The sequence below is a fragment of the Streptomyces sp. NPDC091371 genome (genome assembly GCF_040684275.1).
Taxonomy (GTDB): domain Bacteria; phylum Actinomycetota; class Actinomycetes; order Streptomycetales; family Streptomycetaceae; genus Streptomyces.
In genome coordinates this window covers 24,244-37,022 of record NZ_JBFBFP010000032.1, presented here as the reverse complement: position 1 = coordinate 37,022, position 12,779 = coordinate 24,244, and the positions used below count along the sequence as shown (strand labels likewise).

The 12,779-nt window shown below is 71.4% G+C and carries 17 protein-coding genes; 2 read left to right on the top strand and 15 right to left on the bottom strand.

What is annotated here, in order from left to right:
- Positions 1-159: 159 nt before the first annotated feature.
- The 7 genes from AB0O21_RS28085 to hisI all read right to left on the bottom strand — a co-directional run bounded on the left by AB0O21_RS28085 (position 160) and on the right by hisI (position 4,871).
- Positions 160-384: a tryptophan synthase subunit(beta) gene (locus tag AB0O21_RS28085; protein WP_365175461.1), complete on the bottom strand. Its 225-nt coding sequence runs from the start codon at positions 382-384 to the stop codon at positions 160-162.
- An 8-nt stretch (positions 385-392) separates the two neighbouring features.
- The gene (trpC, locus tag AB0O21_RS28080) at positions 393-1,202 is read right to left on the bottom strand and encodes an indole-3-glycerol phosphate synthase TrpC (RefSeq protein ID WP_243631833.1); all 810 of its coding nucleotides are present in this window, start codon (positions 1,200-1,202) and stop codon (positions 393-395) included.
- A 172-nt stretch (positions 1,203-1,374) separates the two neighbouring features.
- The gene (locus AB0O21_RS28075; protein WP_365175459.1) at positions 1,375-1,854 is read right to left on the bottom strand and encodes a DUF2752 domain-containing protein; all 480 of its coding nucleotides are present in this window, start codon (positions 1,852-1,854) and stop codon (positions 1,375-1,377) included.
- Between the two features lie 50 nt (positions 1,855-1,904).
- On the bottom strand, positions 1,905-2,156 hold the full coding sequence (locus AB0O21_RS28070; RefSeq protein ID WP_365175457.1) for an HGxxPAAW family protein: 252 nt from the start codon (positions 2,154-2,156) through the stop codon (positions 1,905-1,907).
- Between the two features lie 123 nt (positions 2,157-2,279).
- The gene (locus tag AB0O21_RS28065) at positions 2,280-2,984 is read right to left on the bottom strand and encodes a TIGR02234 family membrane protein (RefSeq protein ID WP_365175455.1); all 705 of its coding nucleotides are present in this window, start codon (positions 2,982-2,984) and stop codon (positions 2,280-2,282) included.
- A gap of 14 nt (positions 2,985-2,998) precedes the next feature.
- Positions 2,999-4,489 carry an anthranilate synthase component I gene (locus tag AB0O21_RS28060; RefSeq protein ID WP_365175453.1) on the bottom strand — a complete coding sequence of 497 codons (1,491 nt, stop codon included), beginning with the start codon at positions 4,487-4,489 and terminating at the stop codon, positions 2,999-3,001.
- Between the two features lie 19 nt (positions 4,490-4,508).
- Positions 4,509-4,871, bottom strand: a complete 363-nt coding sequence (gene hisI / locus AB0O21_RS28055) for a phosphoribosyl-AMP cyclohydrolase (RefSeq protein ID WP_365175451.1) — start codon at positions 4,869-4,871, stop codon at positions 4,509-4,511.
- Positions 4,872-4,955: 84 nt separating this feature from the next.
- On the opposite strand from hisI, the gene AB0O21_RS28050 reads away from it, so the two are divergent.
- Positions 4,956-5,588 carry a TIGR03085 family metal-binding protein gene (locus AB0O21_RS28050; protein WP_365175449.1) on the top strand — a complete coding sequence of 211 codons (633 nt, stop codon included), beginning with the start codon at positions 4,956-4,958 and terminating at the stop codon, positions 5,586-5,588.
- Positions 5,589-5,789: 201 nt separating this feature from the next.
- Here the strand turns inward: AB0O21_RS28050 and hisF are convergent, their stop codons facing one another.
- Genes hisF through hisH form a run of 4 tightly spaced genes read right to left on the bottom strand, consistent with a single transcriptional unit; the run spans position 5,790 to position 8,315 of the window.
- Positions 5,790-6,545, bottom strand: a complete 756-nt coding sequence (gene hisF / locus AB0O21_RS28045) for an imidazole glycerol phosphate synthase subunit HisF (protein ID WP_365175447.1) — start codon at positions 6,543-6,545, stop codon at positions 5,790-5,792.
- Positions 6,542-6,922, bottom strand: a complete 381-nt coding sequence (locus AB0O21_RS28040) for a RidA family protein (protein WP_365175445.1) — start codon at positions 6,920-6,922, stop codon at positions 6,542-6,544. Before AB0O21_RS28040 ends, hisF begins: the two co-directional genes overlap by 4 nt.
- On the bottom strand, positions 6,919-7,656 hold the full coding sequence (gene priA, locus AB0O21_RS28035; protein ID WP_365175443.1) for a bifunctional 1-(5-phosphoribosyl)-5-((5-phosphoribosylamino)methylideneamino)imidazole-4-carboxamide isomerase/phosphoribosylanthranilate isomerase PriA: 738 nt from the start codon (positions 7,654-7,656) through the stop codon (positions 6,919-6,921). The genes AB0O21_RS28040 and priA overlap by 4 nt, the downstream gene beginning before the upstream one ends.
- Entirely contained in the window at positions 7,656-8,315 is a 660-nt protein-coding gene (gene hisH, locus AB0O21_RS28030) for an imidazole glycerol phosphate synthase subunit HisH (RefSeq protein ID WP_365175441.1), read from the bottom strand. The genes priA and hisH overlap by 1 nt, the downstream gene beginning before the upstream one ends.
- 145 nt (positions 8,316-8,460) lie before the next feature.
- On the opposite strand from hisH, the gene AB0O21_RS28025 reads away from it, so the two are divergent.
- On the top strand, positions 8,461-9,567 hold the full coding sequence (locus tag AB0O21_RS28025) for an RNA-guided endonuclease TnpB family protein (protein WP_365175439.1): 1,107 nt from the start codon (positions 8,461-8,463) through the stop codon (positions 9,565-9,567).
- A 14-nt stretch (positions 9,568-9,581) separates the two neighbouring features.
- Here AB0O21_RS28025 and AB0O21_RS28020 read toward each other — a convergent pair whose 3' ends face one another.
- From AB0O21_RS28020 to hisD, 4 genes are read right to left on the bottom strand one after another with little or no spacing between them, the layout of a single operon-like run.
- The gene (locus AB0O21_RS28020; protein WP_365175437.1) at positions 9,582-9,749 is read right to left on the bottom strand and encodes a hypothetical protein; all 168 of its coding nucleotides are present in this window, start codon (positions 9,747-9,749) and stop codon (positions 9,582-9,584) included.
- Between the two features lies 1 nt (position 9,750).
- Positions 9,751-10,344 carry an imidazoleglycerol-phosphate dehydratase HisB gene (hisB, locus tag AB0O21_RS28015; RefSeq protein WP_030707279.1) on the bottom strand — a complete coding sequence of 198 codons (594 nt, stop codon included), beginning with the start codon at positions 10,342-10,344 and terminating at the stop codon, positions 9,751-9,753.
- Positions 10,341-11,456, bottom strand: a complete 1,116-nt coding sequence (locus AB0O21_RS28010) for a histidinol-phosphate transaminase (protein WP_365175435.1) — start codon at positions 11,454-11,456, stop codon at positions 10,341-10,343. Before AB0O21_RS28010 ends, hisB begins: the two co-directional genes overlap by 4 nt.
- Positions 11,453-12,775, bottom strand: a complete 1,323-nt coding sequence (hisD, locus tag AB0O21_RS28005) for a histidinol dehydrogenase (protein ID WP_365175433.1) — start codon at positions 12,773-12,775, stop codon at positions 11,453-11,455. Before hisD ends, AB0O21_RS28010 begins: the two co-directional genes overlap by 4 nt.
- Between the last annotated feature and the right edge of the window lie 4 nt (positions 12,776-12,779).

Below are 12,779 nucleotides of genomic sequence, written 5' to 3'. Positions count from 1 at the left end.
GTATTGCGCCGCTCGCCCGTGACACACGTGTCCCGCTCGGGGACCGGTGGTGTGTCGGTACGAGGAGACCGCGCCCGGAGCCGGCGGCTCGGGGCGCTGGCCGTACGGGAGCGCGGGCGCGGCGCGGTACGTCTGGGTACCGGGCCGCGGCGGCCCTCGTTACAGCGCGTCTCCGGGACGCCATCGCATGCCGTTGACCTGACCGGGCTCGGAGCCGATCACGTACCTGACCCGCCGCCCGTGGACGCGCCGGGCCGGGGCGCGGCAGCCGCGGGGGCGGCAGCCGCGCGCCAGGGGCGCGTGCGCCGTCGGCACGCCGACCGAGCCGCGGCGGGGTGCCGGCGGCAGGTTCGGCGTGCTGACGGAGGGCGGGTTGTGGGTCATGGGGCCGGTCAGCTCCGCCCGTGGCGCAGGGCGGGGTGGGCGCCGGCGGCGACGAGGTCGGCCACGGCCGCCTTCGGGTCGCGGCCGGTCACCAGGGACTCCCCGACGAGGACGGCGTCGGCGCCCTCGTTCGCGTAGGCGATGAGGTCGTGCGGACCGCGGATGCCGGATTCGGCGATCTTGACGATGTGGTCCGGGATCTCGGGGGCGACGCGCTCGAAGGTGGAGCGGTCGACCTTGAGGTCCTTGAGGTTGCGGGCGTTGACGCCGATGATCTTGGCGCCCGCGGCGACCGCGCGCTCCACTTCCTCCTCGTCGTGGACCTCGACGAGCGGGGTGAGGCCGATGGACTCGGCCCGCTCGATGAGGGAGACGAGGGCTTCCTGCTCCAGGGCCGCGACGATCAGCAGCACGAGGTCGGCGCCGTAGGCGCGGGCCTCCCAGAGCTGGTACGCCGTGACGATGAAGTCCTTGCGCAGGATCGGGATGTCCACGCGGGCGCGGACGGCCTCCAGGTCGGCCAGCGAGCCGCCGAACCGGCGCTGCTCGGTGAGGACGGAGATGACCGCCGCACCGCCTGCCTCGTAGTCGGCGGCGAGCCCGGCCGGATCGGCGATCGCGGCCAGCGCGCCCTTGGACGGGCTGGAGCGCTTGACCTCGCAGATCACCTTGACGCTGTCGCCGCGCAGGGCAGCGACGCCGTCCTTGGCCTGGGGCGCCTTGGCGGCACGCTCCTTGAGCTCGTCGAGGCTCACGCGGGCCTGCCGTTCGGCAAGGTCTTCGCGGACCCCTTCGATGATCTCGTCGAGCACACTCACGCGAGCGGCCCCCTTCCGGGTCGATGACGGTCGGCCGCCTTGCAGACACGTACACCTGCGAGGTCAGCAATCAAATGGTATCCGCAGGTGGCGTTGCCCTCCGCACGCGGTTGACGCCGTCCCAGTAACTGGACATTCGGAATACGGGCTTCACTCAGGCCCCGCACGGGTCTCAGGGGGCCAGTGCGGAGCCGAAAGAAAGATTTCGGACAACGGCGAAGACCAGGGCCACCAGACCCAGCCCCCACCAGTAAGAAGGCTTCATGGCGAGCCTCGGAACGGGCCCTCCCCGGTAGGCGCGAACCAGCCACAGGGCCACGAAGCAGGCGAAGACGAGGTAGCCGGCGACGGCCATGGCGTTTGCCCCGATTGCTGCCGGCAGATCGCCATGGGCGAACGCGTGCGCGCTCCGCAGTCCACCACATCCGGGGCACAGGATTCCGGTCAGCCGGAACAGCGGACAGACCGGGTAGTGGCCCGGTTCGCCTGGATCCACGGCGCCCACATACGCAAACGCCGCAACGGCCCCGACCAGCGTGATCGCCGGAGCGGCGAGCCGCCGGGCGCGGGAAGCGCGGGCGCCGGGAGGCGCCGGCGGCGGTACTACGTCGGGAGTGCGAGAGGCGTCCACCCGTCGATTCTCACCGATCATGACAAAAGGCGCAGCCCGACGGGCCGCGCCTTTCGGATCCCATGGACCGCTCAGACCTTGGCGGGTGCCTTGGCGGCGGCGATGACCTCGGCCAGGTCCTTGTGGGCGGCCTTCGGCGCACCCATGCCCGCGGCCTTCATCCCCATGCCGACGGCACCGCCCAGCGCGACGACGACGAGACCGGCCCAGAAGCCCCATGCGTTCGCGAGCACCATGAAGGCGCCGGAGATGCAGAAACCGATGAAGGCGATGGTGACACCGGTCCAGGCGGCCGGGGTGTGTCCGTGGTCTGTGCCCGCCATGAGTTGCTCCTCGTTGCTCTGCCGCGATGCTGTGTGTGGAAAGCGCGGTCTGTGTTGAACGCTCGGTGACATTGTCCCGCACCCGGCCGGGGCCGTGCTCACGGGGGTGGGTCGAAGTGCCGGTCAGCGCCCCGGATCGGAGGTCGGGTCCTCGCCCCGGTCCAGAGCCTTCCACAGATCCTCCGGCCGGTCCGGATCCACCACGGCGGCCTTGCGGGGACGGCGGCTGCCGTCACGCTCGTAGCGGCCCCCCATCGCCGGCCAGCTCCGGCCGAAGCGCAGTGCCAGCAGCCCGGCGATCAGGATCAGGGCCGCGCCCGCGGCCGTGACGTACGGCCAGGCCGTTTGGGTCAGTCCGGCCGCCTTCGCCGCGGTGTCCGCGGTCGTCCGGGCGGCCTCCGCGTCGAGGGCGCTGCGCCCGTCGGCGGCGAAGACGGCCGCCAGCGCCGCCCCGAGCCCGCTGAGCGCCAGCAGGCCCGAGACCAGCAGCCGGCTCTTGCCGCGGACGGCGAAGACGGCGACGAGGGCCGCGAGCCCCACGATCGCGAGGGCCGCGGGCAGCCCGGTCACGGTCTGCCCGTCGGCGGTCAGCCGGAGCGAGTCACCGCCGAAGGCGGTGGTGCCCCGGGCCCAGACCCGGCCGGAGGCGAGCAGGACGACCGTGGCGCCGAGCGTGCCGAGCAGCAGCGCGACGGCCACGCTGCGGCGGCCGCTGCGGCTGTCCGGCGCCTCGGGCCGGGGCTCCTGCCGCGGCTCGTGCTCCGGCTCGTGCTCCGGCTCGGGGACGGCGTCGTTTCGGGGCGGGGGTACGGCACTCACGCACCCCACTATCCCCTACCGCCTCACGCGCCGTGGAGGCGGTTCGCCGCTCCGACCGCGCGCAGCACCGCGGCCGCCTTGTTGCGGCACTCCAGGTCCTCCAGCTCGGGCACCGAGTCGGCCACGACCCCGGCGCCGGCCTGGACGTACGCCGTGCCGTCGCGCAGCAGCGCGGTGCGGATGGCGATGGCCGTGTCGGAGTCCCCGGCGAAGTCCAGATAGCCCACGCAGCCTCCGTACAGGCCGCGGCGGGAGGGCTCCAGCTCCTCGATGATCTGCATGGCGCGCGGCTTGGGCGCCCCGGAGAGGGTGCCGGCCGGGAAGCAGGCGGTGAGCACGTCGAAGGCGGTCTTCCCCTCGGCCACGCGCCCCGTCACGGTGGAGACGATGTGCATGACGTGCGAGTAGCGCTCGATCGACATGAAGTCGACGACCTCCACCGACCCCGGCTCGCAGACCCGGCCCAGGTCGTTGCGGCCCAGGTCGACGAGCATCAGGTGCTCGGCGCGCTCCTTGGGGTCGGCGAGCAGCTCCTCCGCGAGGTCGTGGTCCTCTTGCGGGGTCGCGCCGCGGTGCCGGGTGCCGGCGATGGGGTGGACCATGGCCCGCCCGTCCTCGACCTTGACCAGCGCCTCGGGGCTGGAGCCGACCACGTCGAAGCCGTTCTCGAAGCGGAAGAGGTACATGTACGGGGACGGGTTGGTGGCCCGCAGCACCCGGTAGACGTCCAGCGCGGAGGCCTTGCAGGGGGTCTCGAACCGCTGGGAGGGGACCACCTGGAAGGCCTCGCCGGCCCGGATCCGCTCCTTGATGTCCTCGACGGCCTCCTGGTACTTCTCGCCGCCCCACAGCGCGGAGAACTCCGGGAGCTCGGAGGCGGGCAGCGGGGCCGGGGTGTAGGGGGCGGAACGCCCGAGGTCGGCCTCCATCGCGTCGAGGCGGGCGACGGCGTCCGCGTAGGCCTCGTCCACGCCGGTGTCGAGGTCGTTGTGGTTGATGGCGTTCGCGATGAGCAGGACCGTGCCGTCCCAGTGGTCCATGACCGCCAGGTCCGAGGTGAGCAGCATGGTCAGCTCGGGCAGTTCGAGGTCGTCGACCGTGTGCTCGCCGATGCGCTCGAGGCGGCGCACGATGTCGTAGCCGAGGTAGCCGACCATGCCGCCGGTGAAGGGCGGCATTCCGCCCGCGAGGTCTCGGGGGGTGTGCAGGGCCTCGACGGTGCCGCGCAGGGCGTCGAGCGGGTCGCCTCCGGTGGGCACGCCGACGGGCGGGGTGCCGATCCAGTGCGCCTCGCCGTCCCGGACGGTCAGGGTCGCGTCGCTGCGCACTCCGACGAAGGAGTACCGCGACCAGGAGCGGCCGTTCTCCGCGGACTCCAGCAGGAAGGTGCCGGGGCGCTCCGCGGCCAGCTTCCGGTAGAGCCCGACCGGGGTGTCCCCGTCGGCCAGCAGGCGGCGGCTCACGGGGACGACGCGGCGGTCGGCCGCGAGCTTGCGGAAGGTGTCGAGATCCATGGCGTGGGACCCTATCCGGCTATTCGGCCAGCGGAAGGACATCGGCGTCGAAGCAGGTGCGGGCGCCGGTGTGGCAGGCGGCTCCGACCTGGTCGACCTTGACGAGGACGGTGTCCGCGTCGCAGTCGAGGGCGACCGACTTCACGTGCTGGATGTGGCCGGAAGTGTCCCCCTTCACCCAGTACTCCCGGCGGCTGCGCGACCAGTAGGTGCAGCGGCCGGTGGTCAGCGTGCGGTGCAGGGCCTCGTCGTCCATCCAGCCGAGCATGAGCACCTCGCCGGTGTCGTACTGCTGGGCGATGGCCGGTACCAGGCCGTCGACGGAGCGCTTGAGCCGCGCGGCGATGGCGGGATCGAGGGAGGACGTACTCATGCGTGCCATTGTGCCGCGAGATGGGACCGGCAATGGATCTCTGTCCGCCTGATGGGCAGGCGCGGGGTGGGTTCCAGCCGTAGGCTGGCCCGCATGTCTACCCATGCGAAGCGTGAACGACTGCTGCTGGCCGACCTGTTGGAAGCCGCCGGCCCGGAGGCCCCGACGCTGTGCGAAGGCTGGACCTGCCGGGAACTCGCGGCGCACGTGGTGGTCCGCGAGCGCCGTCCGGACGCGGCGGGCGGCCTGCTCCTGAACGTACTGAAGGACCGTCTGGACAAGGCGATGGCGGAGTACACCGCCAAGCCGTACGAGGAGCTCGTCCAGCTGATCCGGACGGGCCCGCCGAAGCTGTCGGTGTACGCGCTGAAGCAGATCGACGAGGCGGCGAACGCGGTGGAGTTCTACGTCCACTCGGAAGACGTGCGCAGGGCCCAGCCGGACTGGTCGCCGCGCGAACTGGACCCGGTGTTCTCGGACGCGCTCTGGTCCCGCCTGGAGAAGCTGGCCCGCCTGACGGGGCGCCGCTCCCCGGTGGGCCTGGTGCTGCGCCGCCCCGACGGGCGCACGGCGGTGGCGCACAAGGGCGTCCCGGTGGTGACGGTGACGGGCGAACCGGGCGAGCTGACCCTGTTCTGCTTCGGCCGGCAGGCGGCGGCCGCGGTCACCCTGGACGGCGACAAGGAGGCCGTCGCCAAGCTGACGACGGCCGCCCTGGGCATCTGACCCTGCGGTCCACTGCCGGGGGCTCCGCCCCTGGACCACCGCGCCTCAAACGCCGGCGGGGCTGGAATTGCCCTGCGGGCAATCCAGCCCCGCCGGGCGGACAGCATCAGCCAAATCCAGCCCCGCCAGGGGGCACCTCCCAGCGGTAGCTGGGGGAGTTTGAGGCGCGGGGTCTGGGGCGGAGCCCCAGGACGCGGCGGGTCACCGGACCGGGTGCCCCGCTTCGCGGAGGGTGGCCTTGACCTCGGAGATCCGCAGGTCGCCGAAGTGGAACACGGACGCCGCGAGCACCGCGTCCGCGCCCGCGGCGATGGCCGGCGGGAAGTCCGCCAGCTTGCCCGCGCCGCCCGAGGCGATCACCGGGACCGTCACGTGCTTGCGGACGGCCGCGATCATCTCGGTGTCGTAGCCGTTCTTGGTGCCGTCCGCGTCCATCGAGTTCAGCAGGATCTCCCCGGCGCCCAGCTCCGCCGCCCGGTGGGCCCACTCGACGGCGTCGATGCCGGTGCCCTTGCGGCCGCCGTGCGTGGTGACCTCGAAGGAGCCGCTCTCCGTGCGGCGCGCGTCCACGGACAGGACGAGGACCTGTCGGCCGAAGCGCTCCGCGATCTCCTGGATGAGCTCGGGCCGGGCGATGGCGGCGGTGTTGACGCCCACCTTGTCCGCTCCGGCGCGCAGCAGCTTGTCCACGTCGTCCGCGGTGCGGACGCCGCCGCCCACGGTCAGCGGGATGAAGACCTGCTCGGCGGTGCGGCGCACCACGTCGTAGGTGGTCTCGCGGTTGCCGGAGGACGCGGTGATGTCGAGGAAGGTCAGCTCGTCGGCGCCTTCGGCGTCGTACAGCTTGGCCATCTCCACCGGGTCGCCTGCGTCGCGCAGGTTCTGGAAGTTGATGCCCTTGACGACCCGGCCGTTGTCGACGTCCAGGCAGGGGATCACCCGTACGGCGAGGGTCATGACGCGTCTCCCTTGTACGCCTCGACCTCGACCTCGACGACCATGCTCGGGTCCACGAAGCCGGAGACGATGATCATGGATGCGGCGGGGCGGACCGCGTCGAACAGCGCCTTGTGGGCGCGGCCCACCTCGTCCACGTCCCGGGCGTGGGTGAGGTACATACGGGTGCGGACCACGTGCTCCGGGCCGAGGCCCGCCTCTGCCAGGGCCTTGAAGGCCACGCCGAAGGCGGTGACGGCCTGGTCGTACGGGCCGCCCTCGCCGGCCGCGGTGCAGCCGGAGACCAGGACGAGCCCGTTCGGGAGCTGGACGGCGCGGGAGTAGCCGATGACGTCCTCGTAGGGGCCGCCGGAAGAGATACGACGAACCTCGCTCATGCGGAGACCACCTCCAGGGCTTCTTCCAGGGTGAAGGCCTTGGCGTACAGGGCCTTGCCGACGATGGCGCCTTCGACGCCCAGCGGCACCAGCGCGGCCAGGTCCCGCAGGTCGTCGAGGGAGGAGATGCCTCCGGAGGCGACGACGGGGCGGTCGGTGGCGGCGCAGACGTTCTTCAGCAGCTCCAGGTTGGGGCCGGTGAGCGTGCCGTCCTTGCCGATGTCGGTGACGACGTAGCGGGCGCAGCCCTCGGAGTCGAGGCGGGCGAGGGTCTCGTAGAGGTCGCCGCCCTCGCTGGTCCAGCCGCGGCCCTTGAGGGTGGTGCCGCGGACGTCCAGGCCGATCGCGATCTTGTCGCCGTGCTCGGCGATGGCCTTGGCGGCCCACTCGGGGGTCTCCAGGGCGGCGGTGCCGAGGTTGACGCGGGTGCAGCCGGTGGCGAGGGCCGCGGCGAGCGAGGCGTCGTCGCGGATGCCGCCGGAGAGCTCGACCTTGATGTCCATGGCGCGGGTGATCTCGGCGACGAGGGCGCGGTTGTCGCCGGTGCCGAAGGCGGCGTCCAGGTCGACCAGGTGCAGCCATTCGGCGCCGGAGCGCTGCCAGGCGAGGGCCGCCTCCAGCGGGGAGCCGTAGGAGGTCTCGCTGCCGGACACGCCGTGCACGAGGCGGACGGCCTGGCCGTCGCGGACGTCGACGGCGGGGAGGAGCTCAAGCGTCTTCTGCGTCGAAGTCATCAGAGGGTCTCGATCCAGTTGGTGAGGAGCTGGGCTCCGGCGTCGCCGGACTTCTCGGGGTGGAACTGGGTGGCCCACAGGGCCCCGTTCTCCACCGCCGCGACGAACCGCTCGCCGTGCGTGGCCCAGGTGACCTTGGGGGCGCGGATCAGCGGGTTGGTGACTTCCAGGCTCCACTCCTTCGCCGCGTAGGAGTGCACGAAGTAGAACCGGGCGTCGGCGTCCAGCCCGGCGAAGGCCTGGCTGTCGGCCGGGGCCTCGACGGTGTTCCAGCCCATGTGGGGGACGATCGGGGCCTTGAGCGGGCCGACCGTGCCGGGCCACTCGTCGAGGCCCTCTGTCTCGACGCCGTGCTCGATGCCGCGCTCGAAGAGGATCTGCATGCCGACGCAGATGCCCATGACCGGGCGGCCGCCGGAGAGCCGGCGGCCGATGATCCAGTCGCCGCGGACGTCCTTGAGGCCCTGCATGCAGGCGGAGAAGGCACCGACGCCGGGGACGAGGAGTCCGTCGGCGTCCATGGCCTTGTCGTAGTCGCGGGTGATCTCGACGTCCGCGCCGACGCGGGCGAGGGCGCGCTCGGCGGAGCGGACGTTGCCGAAGCCGTAGTCGAAGACGACGACCTTCTTGGTGGGTCTGGCGGGACTAGCGGCGCTCATCCCAACCTCCTTGCGTGAAAACTCCCGGCTTCGGCCGGGTGGGGAAAGTATCTGCGGCTCGGGACCGCACCCGGGCGCGGTGCCGCTGCGTGACGCCTTGACCTGGACTTGTGTTCGGATCGTGACCGCCCCCAGCGTCCGGGGCGTGGGAACTTCTCTGGTAAAGCGGGCGTTCAAGTACCGCTTCTATCCAACCGATGCGCAGGCAGCCGAGCTGTCGCGGACGTTCGGGTGCGTGCGGAAGGTCTACAACCTGGCCCTTGCCGCCCGTACCGAGGCGTGGGCGCGTGGGGAGCGGGTGGGCTACGGCCAGACGTCGGCGCTGCTCACGGTGTGGAAACGGACCGAGGAGCTGGCCTACCTCAACGATGTGTCCTCGGTGCCGTTGCAGCAGGCGCTTCGCCACCTGCAGACGGCGTTCACAGCGTTCTGGGGGAAGCGGGCGAAGTACCCCCGCTTCAAGTCCAAGCGGAAGTCCCGCGCCTCGGCCGAGTACACACGTTCCGCGTTCCGGTACGCCGACGGCCGACTGACGCTGGCGAAGATGGCGGAGCCGCTGAACGTCGTGTGGTCCCGTCCTTTGCCCGCCGTGGGCATCGACGTCGGACTGACCGCGCTGGTCACCCTCTCCACCGGAGAGAAGGTTCCCAACCCCCGGCATGAACGCCGGGACCGCGAGCGCCTGGCCCGTGCCCAGCGGGCACTGTCGCGGAAGGAGAAGGGCAGCAGGAACCGGGCCAAGGGCCGCACCCGGGTGGCGAGGATCCACGCCCGGATCGCCGACCGCCGCCACGACCACTTGCACAAACTGTCGACTCGACTCGTGCGCGAAAACCAAACGCTCGTGATCGAGGATCTCACCGTCACCAACATGCTCAAGAACCACATGCTCGCCCGCGCCATCACGGACGCGGCCTGGCGTGAGCTGCGGAGCATGCTGGAGTACAAAACGGCCTGGTACGGGCGCGAACTGATCACCGTCGACCGGTGGTTCCCCAGCACCCGCCTGTGCTCCGCCTGTGGGGCCCTGGCCGACAAGATGGCCTTGGACGTCCGCGAATGGACGTGCACGAACTGCGGAACGGCCCACGACCGGGACGGGAACGCAGCCGTGAATCTTCTGGCCGCCGGGCTGGCGGCTGCCGCCTGTGGAGCGGGTGTAAGACCTCATCGGGAGTCCTCCTCTCGGTCGGGGCGGTCCGTGGTGAAGCAGGAAAACCCACCCGCGAGGGTGGGAACCCCCTCCCACTAGGGAAGGGGAGGAAGTCAATCCCAGATCCCTTGGATTCGCAGGACTCCGGCGACCAGGCACATCACGGAGCCGATGGCGAGCAGTACGACGACCGATTTGGGCATCTGCTGCTTCTGGAAGGAGTAGACGCCGCCGGCCAGGAAGAGGCCGACGACGATCAAGATGGTGTTGAGCCCGTTCACGCTAGAGGGCACCCTTCGTGGACGGAAGGATGCCGGCGGCGCGCGGGTCGAACTCGGCGGCGTAGCGCAGGGCCCGCGCCAGCGCCTTGAACTGGCACTCCACGATGTGGTGGGCGTTGCGGCCGTAGGGGACGTGCACGTGCAGGGCGATCTGGGCCTGCGCGACGAAGGACTCCAGGATGTGCCGGGTCATCGTCGTGTCGTACTCGCCGATCATCGGCGCCATGTTCTCGGGCTCGGTGTGCACGAGGTAGGGGCGGCCCGACAGGTCGACGGTGACCTGGGCGAGGGACTCGTCCAGCGGCACGGTGCAGTTGCCGAAGCGGTAGATGCCGACCTTGTCGCCGAGGGCCTGCTTGAAGGCGGCGCCGAGCGCGAGCGCGGTGTCCTCGATGGTGTGGTGGCTGTCGATGTGCAGGTCGCCGTCCGTCTTGACCGTGAGGTCGAAGAGGCCGTGGCGGCCCAGCTGGTCGAGCATGTGGTCGTAGAAGCCCACGCCCGTCGAGACGTCGACCTTGCCCGTGCCGTCGAGGTTTATCTCGACGAGGACCGAGGTCTCCTTCGTGGTCCGTTCGACCCGTCCGATGCGGCTCATGCGTGCTGCTCCTTCTTCAGTGCGCGAACCGCTTCCAGGAACGCGTCGTTCTCGGCCGGGGTGCCCGCGGTGACCCGCAGCCATCCCGGCACGCCGTTGTCCCGGACCAGGACGCCCTGGTCGAGGATTTTCTGCCAAGCGGTGTGGGAGTCCTCGAACCTGCCGAACTGGATGAAGTTCGCGTCGGACTCGGTGACCTCGTAGCCGATGGCCCGCAGCTCGATGACGAGGCGGTCGCGTTCGGCCTTGAGCTGCTCGACGTAGCCGAGCAGGGTGTCGGTGTGCTCCAGTGCGGCCAGCGCGGTGGCCTGGGTGACGGCCGACAGGTGGTACGGCAGGCGCACCAGCTGGACGGCGTCGACCACGGCGGGGTGCGCGGCCAGGTAGCCCAGGCGCAGGCCGGCGGCGCCGAAGGCCTTGGACATGGTCCGGGAGACCACCATGTTGGGGCGGCCCTCGATCAGCGGGAGGAGCGAGTCGCGGTGGCTGAACTCCACGTACGCCTCGTCGACGATAACCAGGGAGGGCTTGGCGGCCTGCGCGGCCTCGTAGAGCGCGAGGACGGTGTCGGCGTCGACCGCGGTGCCCGTGGGGTTGTTCGGCGAGGTGATGAACACGACGTCCGGGGCGTGCTCCGCGATGGCCCGCTCGGCGGCCGCCACGTCGATGGTGAAGTCGTCCCGGCGCGGGCCGGAGATCCAGCCGGTGCCGGTGCCGCGGGAGATCAGCGCGTGCATCGAGTAGGAGGGCTCGAAGCCGATCGCGGTGCGGCCGGGCCCGCCGAAGGTCTGCAGCAGCTGCTGGATGACCTCGTTGGAGCCGTTGGCGGCCCATACGTTCTCCCGCGCGACCGGGTGCTTGGCCGTACGGGTGAGGTAGGCGGCCAGCTGGGTGCGCAGCTCGACCGCGTCCCGGTCGGGGTAGCGGTTGAGGGTGCGGGCGGCGTCGGCGACGCGCTCGGCGATCCGCCGGACGAGCGGTTCGGGCAGCTCGTACGGGTTCTCGTTGGTGTTCAGCTGGACGGGCACGTCGAGCTGCGGGGCGCCGTAGGGGCTCTTGCCGCGGAGCTCGTCGCGGATGGGGAGGTCGTCGATACCGATGTTCGCGGTCATACGGCCGGCACCTTCCATCCGAAGCGCGCCTTCAGGGCGGCGCCGTGCGCGGGCAGGTCCTCGGCCTCGGCCAGCGTCACCACGTGGTGGGTGACCTCGGCGAGTGCGTCGCGCGTGTAGTCGACGATGTGGATGCCGCGCAGGAAGGACTGCACGGACAGGCCCGAGGAGTGGCAGGCGCAGCCGCCGGTGGGCAGCACGTGGTTCGACCCGGCGCAGTAGTCGCCGAGCGAGACCGGGGCCCACGGGCCGACGAAGATCGCGCCGGCGTTGCGCACCCGGGCGGCCCAGGCGGCGGCGTCGGCGGTCTGGATCTCCAGGTGCTCGGCGCCGTACGCGTCGACGACCTTGAGGCCGTCCTCCAGGCTGTCGACCAGCACGATCGCGGACTGCCTGCCCGCGAGGGCCGGCTTGATCCGGTCCTCGATGTGCTTGGTGGCGGCGACCTGGGGCTCCAGCTCCTTCTCGACGGCCTCGGCGAGCTCCACGGAGTCCGTGACGAGGACGGCGGCGGCCAGCGGGTCGTGCTCGGCCTGGCTGATGAGGTCGGCGGCGACGTGCACCGGGTCGGCCGTGGAGTCCGCGAGGACCGCGATCTCGGTGGGGCCGGCCTCGGTGTCGATGCCGATCCTGCCGGTGAAGTAGCGCTTGGCGGCGGCGACCCAGATGTTGCCGGGGCCGGTCACCATGTTCGCCGGGGCGCACTCCTCCGTGCCGTACGCGAACATCGCGACGGCCTGGGCGCCGCCGGCCGCGTACACCTCGTCCACGCCGAGCAGCGCGCACGCGGCGAGGATCGTCGGGTGCGGCAGCCCGCCGAACTCCTTCTGCGGCGGGGAGGCGAGCGCGACGGAGCCCACGCCCGCTTCCTGCGCCGGTACGACGTTCATCACGACGGAGGACGGGTACACGGAACGGCCGCCCGGGGCGTACAGCCCCACGCGCTCCACCGGAACCCACTTCTCGGTCACCGTGCCGCCGGGGACCACCTGGGTGGTGTGCTCGGTGCGGCGCTGGTTGCGGTGCACGATCCGGGCGCGCCGGATCGACTCCTCGAGGGCGGCGCGGACGGCCGGGTCGAGCTCGTCGAGAGCGGTCTTGAGGGCCTCTACGGGCACCCTGACCTGCTCCAACGTCACCCCGTCGAACTTCTGCGCGTACTCGATCAGCGCCGCCGTGCCACGATGATGGACGTCCTCGCAGATGGGCCGCACCTTCTCCAGGGCAGCTTCTACGTCGAACTCGGCACGGGGCAGCAGATCGCGCAGGGCGCCACCCTCGGGGAGGGCGTCACCGCGCAGGTCGATACGAGAGATCACCTCC